10 protein-coding genes are annotated in these 12,945 nt (G+C 60.8%); 2 read left to right on the forward strand and 8 right to left on the reverse strand.

The features are described from left to right. Nucleotides 1-82: 82 nt before the first annotated feature. The 7 genes from nhaA to DWZ22_RS00925 form a co-directional block, all read right to left on the reverse strand. The gene (gene nhaA, locus DWZ22_RS00895) at nucleotides 83-1,441 is read right to left on the reverse strand and encodes a Na+/H+ antiporter NhaA (RefSeq protein ID WP_118405199.1); all 1,359 of its coding nucleotides are present in this window, start codon (nucleotides 1,439-1,441) and stop codon (nucleotides 83-85) included. Nucleotides 1,442-1,705: 264 nt separating this feature from the next. Then, the gene (locus DWZ22_RS00900; RefSeq protein WP_117763412.1) at nucleotides 1,706-2,629 is read right to left on the reverse strand and encodes a manganese-dependent inorganic pyrophosphatase; all 924 of its coding nucleotides are present in this window, start codon (nucleotides 2,627-2,629) and stop codon (nucleotides 1,706-1,708) included. A gap of 164 nt (nucleotides 2,630-2,793) precedes the next feature. After that, entirely contained in the window at nucleotides 2,794-3,747 is a 954-nt protein-coding gene (locus tag DWZ22_RS00905) for an ROK family protein (protein ID WP_117794134.1), read from the reverse strand. Nucleotides 3,748-3,987: 240 nt separating this feature from the next. Continuing rightward, entirely contained in the window at nucleotides 3,988-4,320 is a 333-nt protein-coding gene (locus DWZ22_RS00910) for a PTS lactose/cellobiose transporter subunit IIA (RefSeq protein WP_199412282.1), read from the reverse strand. A gap of 9 nt (nucleotides 4,321-4,329) precedes the next feature. Next, complete coding sequence (locus DWZ22_RS00915) at nucleotides 4,330-4,632, reverse strand: PTS sugar transporter subunit IIB (RefSeq protein ID WP_055251257.1); 303 nt, start codon at nucleotides 4,630-4,632, stop codon at nucleotides 4,330-4,332. 153 nt (nucleotides 4,633-4,785) lie between these two features. Further along, complete coding sequence (locus tag DWZ22_RS00920) at nucleotides 4,786-6,138, reverse strand: PTS sugar transporter subunit IIC (RefSeq protein ID WP_117794135.1); 1,353 nt, start codon at nucleotides 6,136-6,138, stop codon at nucleotides 4,786-4,788. Between the two features lie 120 nt (nucleotides 6,139-6,258). Continuing rightward, a complete protein-coding gene (locus DWZ22_RS00925) occupies nucleotides 6,259-7,659 on the reverse strand; it encodes a glycoside hydrolase family 1 protein (RefSeq protein ID WP_118405200.1) in 1,401 nt (466 codons plus the stop codon). Nucleotides 7,660-7,963: 304 nt separating this feature from the next. Here DWZ22_RS00925 and DWZ22_RS00930 point away from each other — a divergent pair, with 304 nt between their 5' ends. Both DWZ22_RS00930 and DWZ22_RS00935 read left to right on the forward strand, forming a co-directional pair. Then, entirely contained in the window at nucleotides 7,964-8,683 is a 720-nt protein-coding gene (locus tag DWZ22_RS00930; RefSeq protein ID WP_117794136.1) for a GntR family transcriptional regulator, read from the forward strand. Nucleotides 8,684-8,758: 75 nt separating this feature from the next. Further along, nucleotides 8,759-9,691: a type I phosphomannose isomerase catalytic subunit gene (locus DWZ22_RS00935; RefSeq protein WP_369831598.1), complete on the forward strand. Its 933-nt coding sequence runs from the start codon at nucleotides 8,759-8,761 to the stop codon at nucleotides 9,689-9,691. A gap of 323 nt (nucleotides 9,692-10,014) precedes the next feature. On the opposite strand, the gene DWZ22_RS00940 is transcribed toward DWZ22_RS00935, so the two are convergent. After that, nucleotides 10,015-12,915 carry an ATP-dependent helicase gene (locus DWZ22_RS00940; RefSeq protein WP_118405201.1) on the reverse strand — a complete coding sequence of 967 codons (2,901 nt, stop codon included), beginning with the start codon at nucleotides 12,913-12,915 and terminating at the stop codon, nucleotides 10,015-10,017. Nucleotides 12,916-12,945 lie beyond the last annotated feature (30 nt).

Raw genomic sequence — 12,945 nt, forward strand, 5'->3', positions numbered from 1 at the left:
TCTGTCCCCAACGACTACCCAGTGACTAAAACGCCGCCTGTGATGGTATTCACAGGCGGCGTTTTCAAACTTGTATGTGCTCTTACTCGTCCTTGGGCGCAGGGTGTTTGCAGACCACGCTCATGTAGATCATGCCCAGCACGGCCGCGGTGACCGAACCGGCAAGAATGGCGGCCTTGGCGGCCAGGACCTCAAACTGGGCCGTCGGGAAGGCGAGGCCGCTGATGAGGATCGACATGGTAAAGCCGATACCGCCCAGAATGCCCACACCGGCGATCATATGCCAGTTGACATTGTGCGGCAGCTCGGAAATCTTGAGCTTAACCAGGGCAAACGTCATGCCAAAGATGCCAATCGGCTTGCCCAGCAGCATGCCAAAGTAAACACCGAGCGTCACCGGGTCGGTCAGCAGCGTGCTCATGTCCACGCCCACTAGGCGAACCTGCGCGTTTACGAACGCAAAGATCGGCAGGATCACAAAGTTGACCGGCGTGGAGATCAGACGCTCCATGCGGATGAGCGGCGGGGTCACGCGGTGCATGACGCACTCGACCTTGGTAGTCGAGACGGTAAAGTCGTGCTGACCCAGGATGTGCGCCTCGTCGTCGTAGCGGTCGTCGAGCAACGGCAGGCACTCGCCCAGCCAGTCGGTAAGGCTATCGAGCTTAACGCCGCACTTGGCCGGAATGGTGAAGGCCAGGATGACGCCGGCGAGCGTGGCGTGCACACCACTCTTAAACATACAGAACCACAGCAGCAGACCCAGCACCGAATACGGGGCAAGACGGTAGTGCTGCGTCTTGTTGAGCCACACGAGCGCGCAGGTCACAACCGCAGCGGCGCCCAGCCAAAACGTGCTGGGGCTCTGGCCGTAGAAGATGGCGATAGCGGCGATGGAGATGAGATCGTCGGCGATGGCGAGCGTCGAGAAGAACACGCGCACGCCGTTGGGCACGCGGTTACCCAAAAGCGATAGCACGCCCAGCGCAAAGGCGATATCGGTTGCCATGGGAATAGCCCAGCCGTTGTGCGCGCCGGCATGGTTAAAGATCAGGTAGATGCAGGCGGGAACGACGACGCCGCCCACGGCCGCCAGCATGGGAAGCATGGCCTGACGCGGATTCTTAAGCTCACCGACCGTCATCTCGTACTTAAGCTCGATGCCCACCAGCAAAAAGAAGATCGCCATGAGAAAGTCGTTGACAAAGACCTCGACGGTAAGGCCAGCCGTAAGGCTGCCAAGACCCACATACAGCGGGGTCTCCAAAAAGTGATGAATAGCCTCGTAGGCATCGGTGTTGGCACAGATGACCGCGGCGATGGCTGCGATCACCATGACGGCGGCGGAAATCGTGCCGTTCTCGGCAATGCGCTCCCAAATGTCGTGACGCTCAAAACGCTTGCGCTCACGGGTGTTGAACAGCTGCTCGGGTGCTGCCATGGGCGGCTCCTTTCACGGGAAGGCTCCCGTCTTAAAAAAGCACGGCCCGCCCAAATGGCGGCGCCGCGCTCCAACGTATTACGCTTGCATCTAGCCTACCCTGCGCGACAAGCGCGCGAGCGCGGCCGAAAAGCGGAACCACAGGTTGAACATTATTTGTTCAACGGCACGGGCGCCCCTGTCCAATAGGCGACGTGGTCCCGCGCACAAAAAACGACCGGAGCGCGGAGCATCCGCGATCCGGTCGTGAGCAGGTTGCAAAACCTAGCAGGCGGCCATGATGGGGGCAGCGACCTGCTTCTTGCGGGAGAGGACTCCCGGCATCCAAACGCCGTCGTGCTCGTCGGCAATGCCCAGGCCCTTCTGAGCGGCCTCGGTCTCGCCCTCGAGCAGAACCTGCGAGCCCTCCTCCATGATGTCGGTGATGCACAGGACGATGCCGTCGGCGCCCTTCTCGGCGGCGTAGGCGCGCATGGCCTCGCGGATCTCGTCAATCATGCCAAGCGCACGGCTCTTGTCGACGGTCTCGTACTGGCCGATGAGCAGCTTCTTGCCGGCGGGCTCGAACATCTTGATGTCGTTGCCGACCATCTCGGCTGCGGTGAAGGAGCCGGACGGACGGGTGAGGAAGACCTCCATGCCGAACTTGACCGGGTCGACGCCCACCTGCTCGCCGAGCTTGGCGGCGACGGCGCGGTCGAGATCGGTGGTGGTGGGGCTCTTGAGCATGAGCGTATCGGTCATCATGGCCGAGAGCAGCAGTTTGGCCTGAACGTCGGAAAGCTCGACGCCGAGCACGCCGGCGAGCTTGGTGACGATGGTACAGCTGGAGCCCCAGGGCAGGCAGATGTAGTGCAGCGGGCCGGCGGTCTCGAAGTCGCCGATGCGGTGATGGTCGACGACGCCAAAGACCGTGGCGTCCTTAAGGCCGGCGACGGACTGGGCAGACTCGTTGTGGTCGGTGAGGACGACGAGCTGGCCGGCCTCGACGGAATCGATCACGCGGGGCTCGGCAATGCCGGCGTCGGCGAGCAGCTTGGCGGACTCGGCCGGAAGCTGGCCCAGTGCGCAGGCCTCGTAGGTGTTGCCGGCATACTCAACCTGGTTGAGCAGCTGGGACAGGACGACGGCGCTCATGATGGCGTCGTTATCGGGATTCTGGTGACCAAAGACAAGAACGTTTGCCATGGAAATCCTCCACTTGATATGTGTACTTGGACGTAGCTATGGTAGCACGCCGACGCCGAACCCTATGAGATGGAAGGGCCGCAGCACAAATTGGGGCAGGAGCTGAGGCAAAGTCTGTCCCCTCTGCACCATGTGGTGCAAACTAACCTTCCCCCTTGCGCCAGCTATTTGCCGGCGGCGCGCAGGGCTACGTAGGCGGCACCGATGATGCCGGCGTCGTTGCCGAGCGAGGCGACCTCGATGGGCGTCTCGCGCGAGGCGGATAGCGCATAGTGCTGGAAGTGTTCGCGAACCGCGTCGAGGTAGACGTCGGCCGAGGCAGAGGCACCGCCGCCGATCAGGAACATCTCGGGGTCGACCACGTTGGCGATAAGCGCCAGAGCACGACCGAGATAATCGGCCATGGTATCGGCGGCGGCCAGCGCGAGCTTGTCACCCTCGCGGCAGGCCTGGAACACGTCCTTGGAATCGGAGGGGCCGGTGAGCTCGATGGGCTCGACGCCCGCCTTCTTGCACTCGGCAAGGTAGTTGCTCACCACACCGGTAGCGCTGGAATACTGCTCCAGGTGGCCATGGCCGCCACAGCCGCAGGTGCGCTCCTCGTCGGGATTCAGGCACATGTGGCCAATCTCGCCGCCGGCGCCCACAACGCCCGACACCACGTCGCCGTTGACGATGACGCCGCCGCCCACGCCGGTACCGATGGTGACCATCACCACGTTCTGTACGCCCTTGGCAGAGCCGAGCCAGGCCTCGCCCATGGCAGCGGCGTTGGCATCGTTCTCGTACTTAACGACCGCGTCGGGGCAGTGCTCCTGAATGGCGATCCTAAGCTCGGGCAGGTTAATGGCAATGTTGGCCTTGACCTTAGCATCGCCCGAAGCCGGGATGGGGCACGGAACAGCCAGGCCAATGCCCGCCACAAAGGCGCGCGGAATCTGCGCCTTGGCGACCACCTGGTCGATCGCCTCGGTCACCGCGGCAAAGCCCGCAGCATCAACGATGGGAGGCGTGGGCACGCTGGCCTTGGCAAGCAGGTTGCCGTCCTCATCGAACAGGCCCTCCTTAACCGAAGTGCCGCCGACATCAATGCCGATGTAGTACTGCTTAGGTTCCATGGGAGCCACCTTTCTCGTTTAAACATTGCCTGTATGGTACCGCTCCCAAGACAAAAACCTGCCAAAAAGGGACAGGTTTGTTTTGGCAGGTTTTATCTGGGAAAACACGAAGGCCCGCCCAACAGGTCGCGCAGGCCTTCGCCAAATACAAAGGCGCCGGGAGACGGAAAACTCCCAGCGCCCGTGAAAGGGACTGAATTGTCTGGTGAACCGCACACTCCGTCGCGGCGATAACGCCGACTAGGCCTTCAGTGCCTGCAGCAGCTTGTGGACCTCGATGAGCTCCGTGGCCATGACGCGCATGGTCTCGGTGCCGGCCATCTGGTCCTCGGCATGCAGCAGAATCAGCGGGGCTTCGCCGTTACGCTCGCCGTTGGCCTCCTTTTTGAGGAGCCCCATATGGACATCGTGGCCACCGTTGTAAGCCTCGTCGCCCTGCTTGATAAGTTCCTCAGCGGCGTCAAAATCGCCCTCCTTGGCCTTTTGCACGGCATTGATATACATGCTCTTGGCGGTGCCGACGTAGCTGATGATCTCGAAGCAGGTCATCTGCAGCTCATTCATATCCTCCATGTGCTGCACCTAGCCCATCACACTGACGCAGTGGTCGATGATGCCGGCGGCGTTCATGCGGCCGTAATCGACCATGTTGATGACCTCGACCGGGAAACGACCGGCGGCCTCCTTCTCAAAATCGCCCTTGGTGTAGCCAATCTGCGGACCGAGCAGCAGGATGTCGCACTCGTCCAGGTGATCGTGAGCCTCGTTCATGGGACGAGCCTCGACCTCGATGTCCAGACCGCGGTTCGCGACCTCGGCCTGCATCTTCTGGACCAGCAGACTCGTGGACATGCCGGCATTGCAGCAAAGCATGATCTTCTTCATGGTTTCCTCCTTATAACTGCGCGGCGCGCAGACGACAACTGGTTTTATTCCTTGCGGCTATTGTGCCCACCCCCTGCGTCTTCACACAAGAGGAGAGCCGCGGGCATCGGCACCGCGTACCGGTGCCCGCAACGGTGGAAGGGAGAACGACGTTTAAGCGTTCTGCTCGGCAAGAGCCTCCTGCTTAGCGATAGCCTTCTCGGAGATCCTCATAAAGGGCAGGTAGACAGCCATGCCGATGACAAGCTCGAGCGCCTGCCACACGCCAGCGCGCCAGTCAAAGCCCGTAGCAAGCAGAGCGTTGATGACGGGAGGCATGGTCCAAGGCACCTGGGCAATGCAAGGGCTGATGATGCCCGCGCAGGTCAGAGCATAGGTGGCGCCGATGAACAGGTCGGGGAGAAGCACGAACGGAATCATGAGCGGCAGGTTGTACACGACGGGGTAACCGTAGATGACCGGCTCGTTGATGTTGAACAGACCAGGAACGATAGCCATCTTGGCAACGGTCTTGGAAGCCTTGTTCTTGGAGAACAGGAAGGTGTCGAGCAGGAGCATGAGGGTGCAGCCCGAGCCGCCGATGAGGGCGAAGCTGTTGACGATCTGCATATTCATGTAGTGGTCGGGCTGGATGGTACCGCCGGCGGCAAAAGTAGCCATGTTGTCGACGATGAGCATGGTCAGGATCGGCTCGACGGTAGCGCCAGAGATGGTGGACTGGTGAATACCGACGCAGAACAGCAGGTTCGCAAGGGTGTAGATGAGGATAACAGCCCACGGGCCGGCGTTCATGATGCTCTTGAGCGGGTTGGAAATGCACGTGGAGATGATGGTGCACAGATCGGTGCCGGCAAACACGGCGAGCAGCGCTGCGGCAACTGCGAAGATCGAGAGGTTGAGCAGCATCGGGATCATGACGTTAAAGGAGTTGGAGACCGCGGGGGGCACACCCTCGCCCAGCTTTACTTTAAGCTTTTCGACGCCGGAAATCTTGATGAAGAGCGTGACGGAGAGCAGGGCGATGATAATAGCCGCGAACAGACCGTTGGTACCGGTGTTGGCAGTCGAAAGGGCGCCCGTGACCTCGGCAGAGGTGATCTTGTCGGTGAGCAGCGGGCTCGTGGCGGCAAGCGTGGCGGTGATCTGCTGCGGCATCATGATAACGAAAGCGGAGATGGCGACGACCACGCAGGCAAGCGGGTTATCGAAGCGCTCGTTCTTAGCGAGGCTGTAGCCGATCAATCCGGCCAAGATAATGGCAGAGACGTTGAGGGTGCCCAGCGTAATTGCCGAGCCCCAGGTCTGAAGGTTGGCAAGGCCCGCTGCATCGAGCGGGAACAGAGGGAACACGACGTTGTTAATAAGAACCGCGATACCCGCAAGGATATAGAGCGGCGTGATGGTTGCGAAGGCATCGCGCAGGGAACGCAGGTGAACCTGGTTTCCCACCTTCGCAGAGACCTCGGCAAATTTGTCGAGGAAGCTCTTTCCGTTTTCACTGGCCATGATTGCTCCTAACTATCAAATCCGGCCTTTTCCTATGCGCACGGTGGTCTGTCGCCCTTTGCCACCAGATGTGCCATGTTTTGCGCGCGGCGGCGCGCGGTCTGGGCGTTCGCCTGGTCGCTAGTCAACCACGTGGGTCGTTGCGACCTGCTTGAGCCAAGCTGCCGACTTCTTAAGGCGGCGCTTGTAGCCGTCCATAAGGTCGACCTCGACAAAGCCGTAACGGTTCTTAAAGGCATTAGCCCAAGACCAGTTATCGATGACGGCCCAATAATGGTATCCGCGGCATTTGGCGCCCTCGGCGATTGCCTTGGCAACCCACTCCAGGTGCTGGCGCACAAAGTCGACGCGGTAATCGTCCTGAATGGTGCCCTCGGCGTCACGGTTCTTGTGTTCGTCCATGATGCCGATACCGTTCTCGGACACAAACCACTCAAGATCGGGGTAATTCTTAGCGCAGTCCATGCCAAAGTCGTAGAGACCCTGCGGGTAGATCTCCCAGCCGCGGCTCTCGTTCATAACGGCGTCAGGCCACACGTACTCGTCGGCAAAGTGCGGCAGACCGTACTGGTCGATCTTGCTCGCCGGGGCCTGAACGCGCGTGGGATGGTAGTAGTTGCAACCGAGCCAGTCGACAACACCCTGCTTGAGGATCTCTTGGTCGCCGGCACGGAACGGAAGTTTAACGCCGCCCTCGGCCAGGCTGTCGAGCACGTCGGCGGGAAGCTCGCCCTTGGTAATAAGGTCGAGCCACCAGCGATTGTTGATACCGCTGGTCATACGCACGGCCTCGAGGTCTGCCTCGCTGGGGTTCTCCTTGGTATAGACCGGGGTAAAGCAGTTGATCATGCCGATCTTGGCGTCGGCGCGAACGGCGCCCTCGTCATAGGCGCGGCGGTAGTTGGCCACGGCCAGCGCGTGCGCCAGCGAGATGTGATACTGCACGGTGCGAGCGCGGTTATAGTCATGGAGCTGCGGGTACCACACGCCCTCCTGATAGCGCTGCTCGGGCTCGACGATGGGCTCGTTAAAGGTGAACCAGTACTTGATCTCCTGGCCAAACTCGCGGAAGGCGACGTCGGCGTAATGAGCGTAAGCCTCGACGACCTCGCGGCTCTCCCAACCACCACGGTCAAAGAGGTAGGTGGGCATGTCAAAGTGGTACAGGTTGACGAACGGCTCCAGGCCGGCCTCGCGAGAGGCACGGAACAGCTCGTGATACCACGCGGCGCCCTCCTCATTGAGGTTGCCGTCGGCATCGAGCAGACGGCTCCACTGGATGGAAGTGCGATAGGTATTCAGGCCCAAGTCCTTCAAAATGCGAAAGTCTTCCTGGTACTTAGCCATAAAGTCATTGCCAGCATAAGAGCCAACGCGGTTATAGAACGAATCCAGATCCTGGATGGACCAGGTGTCCCACAGGTTCTCGAGCTTGCCGCCCTGGTTCCACTGACCCTCAGTCTGCGGGCCGGACATAGCGGCGCCAAAGAAGAAGTCACGGGGCAGCTGATACTGTGCCATCGAAGTCCTCGCTTTCGTGTTCTAGAGCTTCCGGTTGGAGACGGGTTTGCCTTGGCAGGTTATCCGGCGCGGGCGCGCACCGGATATCTGGATATTCAGCCCGCCAAAACAAAACCGTCCCCAAACGGTCGGTCCTGCCGTTCGGCAGGGTTCCGTTCGTTGGCTACAACTATAGCGCTCTAATTTTATAAGTAAAGCGTCTTTTTCTTTTTTCTTTCTCGAACTTCTTAGATAAGAATTATATGGATGCCTCGCAGAGGGTTATACTTACTTTTGTATCCATGTATGTCGGAAAGGGGGTTCCATGATTCCCAAATACGAGGCGATAGCTGCGGATATCCGTCGAAGCATCGAGGACGGCGCTCTTAAGCCGGGTGACAAGCTGCCCACCGTCGTTGAGTTCTGTGAGCTCTATAGCGTTTCTAAAATCACCGTTAAACGAGCGATTGAGCAGATTACCGAGGAAGGTCTTATTACCAGCCGGCGCGGATCGGGCACCTACGTCAAGGACACGGCGGGGCTTCCCGGCAAGGCGTTTTTCCAGGGCAAGAACGACCGCGCCGCGGGTTTTTCGCATGAGCACCGCGGGGAGAAGGTGTCCTCGGTAGTCTACGATTTCTCGATTGTCAATCCACCAGCGGACGTCGCCGCTCAGCTGGGAATTGCCGAGGATGACTTTGCCTATCACATCGTGCGCGTGCGCCAGGTGGACGAGAAGCCCATCGTTATCGAGTACACCTACATGCCCCTCGAATTGATCCCGGGCCTTAAAAAGAAAGATCTGTACGGATCGGTCTACAGCTTCATCCGCGAGCAATGTGGGCTGAAGATTTCGAGCTTCCACCGCACCATCCGCGCCGTAGCGGCAACCGAGGAAGAAGCTGAGCGCCTGGACACCAAGCCCGGCTCTCCCCTACTCGAACTCAGCCAGATTGGCTTTTTAGATAGCGGCATCGCCTTTGAGCATTCGATCTCGCACAACGTCGGCGACCGCTTTGAGCTGCACAACGTAACGTTGGCATAGATTTTTGTAGTCATGCGGGCGCTCGTTTTGGCTCATTTAGAGCGGGCGGCCGCGCAACGCCATGGGGGTATGAACATGTCCGATTTGATTAAACTGACGCCGATTTTCCACGAGAAGATCTGGGGCGGCCGCCAGCTCGAAACCGTATTTGGCTACGACATTCCCGAGGGTCCCATCGGTGAGTGTTGGGCCATCTCGGCCCATCCCAACGGCGACTGCCAGATTGCGGAGGGCCCGTATGCCGGTCACACGCTCTCGTGGCTGTGGGCCGAGCACCGCGAGCTCTTTGGCAACTGCGAGGGCAAGGAGTTCCCGCTGCTCATTAAGATTCTGGACGCCAAGGACGATCTTTCGATCCAGATTCATCCCAACGACGAGTACGCCGCCGAGCACGAGAACGGCAGCCTGGGCAAGACCGAGTGCTGGTATGTGCTGGACTGCGAGCCCGGCGCCACGATTATCGTCGGGCAGCGCGCCAAGGATCGCGCCGAGGCCGCACAGATGATCAAGGACGGCCGCTGGGACGACATGCTCAACGTGCTGCCGATTCACAAGGGCGACTTTTTCCAGATTGACTCCGGCACCGTGCACGCCATCAAGACCGGCACGCTCATTTTGGAAACGCAGCAGTCGAGCGACGTGACGTATCGCCTGTACGACTACGACCGTCCCGGCACCGACGGCAAACTGCGTCCCCTGCACATTGAGCAGAGCCTCGACTGCATCGATTTTGACGTTCAGGCTCCGACCGACGGCACGGTGACCGCGCCCGAGATCGATGGCGTGACCGAGCTCGAGTCTAACTCCTGCTACACCGTCGATCGCGTGCGTGTCAACGGCAGCAAGACCCTCGACCAGCGCTGGCCCTTCATGTGCCTGTCGGTCATCGACGGCGAAGGCACCGTCTGCGGCGACCCCGTCCACAAGGGAAGCCACCTCCTGGCCCCCAGCACCGTGAAGTCCATTGACCTCGAGGGCAAAATGGAGCTGATCATCAGCCACCTGTAAGCTACCAATCCCCGAGCGCTCGCCGGGATGGGCGCGGGGTTTGGGACAACAAGCTAAAAAGCAACAAGAGGCTCCCCCACTCATCAACGGGGGAGCCCCTTGCCATGTCTAAGTATTCAGCCCACCCGGCTCTCCAGACCAAAAAGCAAACGAGCAAAGCGACGTTCGCCCATCAACGTTGTCTAAGGATCTGGGCGGGCGTATGGGGCAACATCGATCGCGAGTTCCGCACGCAAAGGAGAGCACTTAATGTGCTCTCCGTCTTGCGCAGGACTGCCCGAGCAGGCGATGTTGCCCTATACGCCCACCCAGGTCCGCCGGGATTACGACAGCTTGACGATAGGCGCAAAGCCCTTCATTAGCTTTTTAGTCTGGCCGGTTTTTTCGAATTGAACCTCGATCATGTCTCCGGCGACCGAGATCACGGTACCCGTGCCAAAGGTCTTGTGGCTCACGGTATCGCCCGCGGCAAAGTCCTGCGACGCGCTCGCGCGATCGACCTTGCGCTCCACCGTCGGCGACACCTTGGACGACGGCTTTTTGGCTCGCGATGCACCCGAGCCAAAGGTCGAGGCGACACGGCCGGCGTCGGGCGAGACCCCGCGATGACGCTCGGTCCCATAACTGCTGCCGCCAAAGAAATCGTCGAAGCTCGATCCGCCACGCGAGGCGGAACCGCCGGTCGAGCGCGTATGCGAGCCAAACACCTTGCCGCCGTACATATCCGAGCCCATGCCCGAGCCAAAGGTGCCGCGACGGTCGCCGCGCTTCTCCCAGCCCGTGCCCTCAAAACCGGCAGAACCGATACCGCTGAACTCGATATCCTCAAACGGAATCTCGTTGAGGAAGCGCGAGCGCGGGTTGGCAGAAGTTGAGCCGTACGTACGGCGCGTGGCCGCATAGGTCAAGAACAGGCGCTTACGGGCACGCGTGATGGCGACGTAGGCCAGGCGACGCTCCTCCTCGAGCTTGCCCGGATCATCGCTGCCGCCAAAGTCGTGCACATGCGGGAAGATACCCTCCTCCATGCCGGCCACGAACACCGCCGGGAACTCCAGGCCCTTTGCGGAGTGGATGGTCATCATGGTGATGGCATGCGTCTCGCCGGCCAGGGAATCCAAGTCGGAACGTAGGGCCAGCCACTCCATGAGCGCCGGCAGCGCCTTGCAGGTAAGCGGGCCATAGGTGCGCTCAATCTCATCGGCATGCACGGCACCCGCCGGCAGCTGCGTCGGCGCAGCATATGCGTTGCCCGCGATGGCAGCGGCCAAGGCGTCCTGCGGCGAGAGTGCCGGAGTGGCCAAGCTATCGAGCGGATTGGTGCCCGCGGCATCGCGCGCGCCGACAAGCGCTTCAAACGAAGATGCCGGGGCGGAGGGTCCCGGCTCGGGCGCAGGTGCGCTCACCACAACGGGCTCGGGCTCAGCGCCGGCCGGCACATCGGCAACGCCAGCCGCGCGCAGCTCTTCCAAGCTCTCGAGCGTACCCTCAATATCCTCGTGCGTCTCCTCAAATTCGGCGGCAACGCCCAGGAATTCCTGGATGTTCTCGGCACGGCTCTCGGATTCCATGGTGCCCTCGGCGCGAAAAGCCCGCAGCAGGCCCGTCTTATCGACAATCATCTCGACGACGTCCTTGAGCTCGCCGTCCATGCGACGGCCCTCGCGCACCAGCGCCACAAAGCTCGACAGGCCATTACGCACCTTGGCGCTAAACATGCCCGTCTCGGCTGTCGCAATCTCGCAGGCCTGGAAGAACGAGCAACGGTTGTCGCGCGTCAGCTGCTCGATCTTTTGAATCGAGGTGGAACCGATGCCGCGGCGCGGCGTGTTGATGACGCGTTTGACGCTCATCTCGTCGGCCGGGTTCACGATCATCTTGAGGTAAGCCATGACATCGCGGATCTCGGCGCGGTCGAAGAATCGCGTGCCGCCGACAATCTTGTAGGGCACGCCCGCACGCAGGAACATATCTTCGAGAATACGCGACTGGGCGTTGGTGCGGTAGAACACGGCGATATCGTCGTAGCTCGTGCCCTTGGCATGCAGCTTCTCAATCTCGCCGGCAATCCAGCGGCCCTCGTCGCGCTCGTCGCTCGCCTGGAAGGCTTGGATCTTCTCGCCATCGCCCTCGGCCGTAAACAGACGCTTGTCCTTTCGCTGCGAGTTGTGGCGCACCACGGCGTTGGCGGCGCTCAGGATATGGCCCGTGGAGCGGTAGTTTTGCTCCAACTTAACGGTCTTGCAGTTTTTAAAGTCCTGCTCAAAGTCCAGGATGTTGGTGATGTCGGCGCCGCGCCAACTGTAAATGGACTGGTCGTCGTCGCCCACGACCATGAGGTTTTGGTACTTGGCGGCCAGCAGGTTGGCGATCTCGTACTGGACGTGGTTGGTGTCCTGATACTCGTCGACGCTAATGTAGCGGAAGCGCTCCTGGTATTTGTCGAGCACCTCGGGGCGGGTGCGCAGCAGCTCGAGCGTGCGCACGAGCAGGTCGTCGAAGTCCATCGCGTTGGCAGCACGCAGGCGGCGCTCCAGCTCCAGGTAGACCTGCGCGGCCTTTTTGTCATTGGGGCTGTCGGCGGATTTGAGCATGTCCTCGGGCCCGATCATGGCGTTTTTGGCCGAGCTGATCTTGCTGCGGATCATGTTAATGGGAAACTGCTTTTGCTCGATGCCGAGCGCCTGCATAATATCGCGCACCATGCGCTTTGAGTCATCGTCATCGTAGATGGTGAACTGACCGGTGTAGCCCAGCAGGTCGGCGTCCTCGCGCAGCATACGCACGCACATGGCGTGGAACGTGCATACCCACATGCCGCGGGTGCCGCTGGGGATGAGCGCCGCCAGACGCTCACGCATCTCTGCCGCGGCCTTGTTGGTAAACGTGATGGCAAGCACCTGCCAAGGCTTAACGCCCAGGTCGCCGAGCATATGCGCGATGCGGAAGGTCAGGACGCGGGTCTTACCCGAGCCGGCGCCGGCAAGGACCAGCAGCGGGCCCTCGGTGGTGAGGACCGCCTCGCGCTGGGCGGGATTAAGGCTGTCGATGTCGACAAGCGGCTTTGCGGGCGCAGGAGCCGGCGCGGGAGCGTCGTAGATGTCGAGCGGGACAAGTTCGGGTTCCGGCGCGGCGGGGGCGGCGTATGCATCGAGTGGCACGGGTTCCGGCGCGGGCGGCACGGGTACCGCGGTGTTCTTTTCCCAGGGCAAGGGCTGGGTCATGGGCGACTCCTCATCTGACGGACGGCGCGC

The sequence above is a fragment of the Collinsella sp. AF31-11 genome (assembly GCF_003475605.1).
Classification (GTDB): Bacteria; Actinomycetota; Coriobacteriia; order Coriobacteriales; family Coriobacteriaceae; genus Collinsella.

Bases quoted from the DNA above. Each gene is read 5' to 3' on its own strand.
- DWZ22_RS00940 (WP_118405201.1), bottom strand. From the start codon at position 12,915: ATGACCCAGCCCTTGCCCTGGGAAAAGAACACCGCGGTACCCGTGCCG.
- DWZ22_RS00920 (WP_117794135.1), bottom strand. From the start codon at position 6,138: ATGGCCAGTGAAAACGGAAAGAGCTTCCTCGACAAATTTGCCGAGGTC.
- DWZ22_RS00915 (WP_055251257.1), bottom strand. From the start codon at position 4,632: ATGAAGAAGATCATGCTTTGCTGCAATGCCGGCATGTCCACGAGTCTG.
- DWZ22_RS00900 (WP_117763412.1), bottom strand. From the start codon at position 2,629: ATGGCAAACGTTCTTGTCTTTGGTCACCAGAATCCCGATAACGACGCC.
- DWZ22_RS00905 (WP_117794134.1), bottom strand. From the start codon at position 3,747: ATGGAACCTAAGCAGTACTACATCGGCATTGATGTCGGCGGCACTTCG.
- nhaA (WP_118405199.1), bottom strand. From the start codon at position 1,441: ATGGCAGCACCCGAGCAGCTGTTCAACACCCGTGAGCGCAAGCGTTTT.
- DWZ22_RS00930 (WP_117794136.1), top strand. From the start codon at position 7,964: ATGATTCCCAAATACGAGGCGATAGCTGCGGATATCCGTCGAAGCATC.
- DWZ22_RS00910 (WP_199412282.1), bottom strand. From the start codon at position 4,320: ATGGAGGATATGAATGAGCTGCAGATGACCTGCTTCGAGATCATCAGC.
- DWZ22_RS00935 (WP_369831598.1), top strand. From the start codon at position 8,759: ATGTCCGATTTGATTAAACTGACGCCGATTTTCCACGAGAAGATCTGG.
- DWZ22_RS00925 (WP_118405200.1), bottom strand. From the start codon at position 7,659: ATGGCACAGTATCAGCTGCCCCGTGACTTCTTCTTTGGCGCCGCTATG.